The sequence below is a fragment of the Acidisoma sp. S159 genome (assembly GCF_009766125.1).
GTDB lineage: Bacteria > Pseudomonadota > Alphaproteobacteria > Acetobacterales > Acetobacteraceae > Acidisoma.
Genome location: NZ_LMUG01000011.1, coordinates 44,486 through 45,658, shown reverse-complemented (window position 1 = coordinate 45,658; position 1,173 = coordinate 44,486). Strand labels below are relative to the sequence as shown.

The following is a 1,173-nucleotide window of genomic DNA, read 5'->3' as shown; positions in this document are numbered from 1 at the left end:
AGGGTGATGTCTGCCCTGCGATGGTGATCGAGTTGTCTGGCGGAATTAAAATGGTGGTATCTGCATCGGCGCCTGCCAATTTGGTTGCGGCCGCATTGACGGCGCTACGATGATTCCGGTTCCGAGTGGCGTTCGAATTTGGATCGCAAGTGGACATGCCGATATGCGCAAAGGGATGGCAGGCCTTTCGCTGCTGGTGCAGGAACATTTCAAACGGGACCCGTTTGCGGGCGACGTCTTCTTTTTCCGTGGCCGCAGTGGTTCGCTCATCAAATGCTTGTGGCACGATGGCGTTGGTACATCGCTTTATACAAAGCGCTTGGATCGGGGCCGCTTCATATGGCCCTCGGCATCCGACGGCGTGATTTCGCTGACCACATCGCAGGCTTCCTGTCTTCTGGAAGGCATCGACTGGCGTAATCCCCAGCAAAGCTGGCGCCCCAAATCTGCCGGTTAAAAATCCTTCGCACACTCTGCTTCGAAGTACACAAGCACCCGGAGATATGCTTCTATTGGACCCATGGATGCTGAGTTCAACGACGGTCCGGATGACGTTGCGGCGCTGAGGCAGGCGCTGACGGCAGCCCGCGCCCAAGCATTGACGGCAGAGCAGAAGCATCTCGATACCGTAGCCGAGCTGGCGGTGGCCAAGGCCATGACCTCCGACGATAAGGCTCTGATCGCGCATCAAGCCTTGAGGATCGCCAAGCTGGAGCGTCAGCTCTACGGGCCTCGCAAGGAGCGAGCGGCTCAGCTTCAAGATCAGATGGAATTCGCGCTCGAAGAATTGGAGGCAACCGCCACCGAGGATGAGATCGCGGCGGAGCTTGCTGTTGCCAAAAGCACGACCGTGGCGGCGTTCGTGCGCAAACGCCCCGAGGCACGGACCACCTTTCCCGACCACCTGCCCAGAGAGCGCGTGGTGATCGACCCGCCGACAGCCTGCGCGTGCTGCGGTGGGAACCGGCTCCGCAGGCTCGGCGAAGACGTGACCCGTACGCTGGAATCCATTCCCCGGCAGTGGAAAGTCATCGAGACCGTGCGGGAGAAGTTCACGTGTCGTGATTGCGAGAAGGTCAGCCAGACACCCGCACCGTTCCATGTAATTCCCCGAGGATGGGCGAAGCTGGCCAAGGTTCCGCCGGCGCTAGCCGGTGGAATGCCAGTGGAGGG

General features: G+C 60.1%; 2 protein-coding genes. Both read left to right on the top strand.

Features of this window, described 5'->3' with window-relative positions:
* Positions 1-109: 109 nt before the first annotated feature.
* Positions 110-457 carry an IS66 family insertion sequence element accessory protein TnpB gene (gene tnpB / locus GSQ92_RS06265; RefSeq protein WP_158804988.1) on the top strand — a complete coding sequence of 116 codons (348 nt, stop codon included), beginning with the start codon at positions 110-112 and terminating at the stop codon, positions 455-457.
* 63 nt (positions 458-520) lie between these two features.
* Positions 521-1,173 (top strand): IS66 family transposase zinc-finger binding domain-containing protein (locus GSQ92_RS06260; RefSeq protein WP_254066571.1); only part of this gene is annotated, 653 nt, incomplete at its 3' end.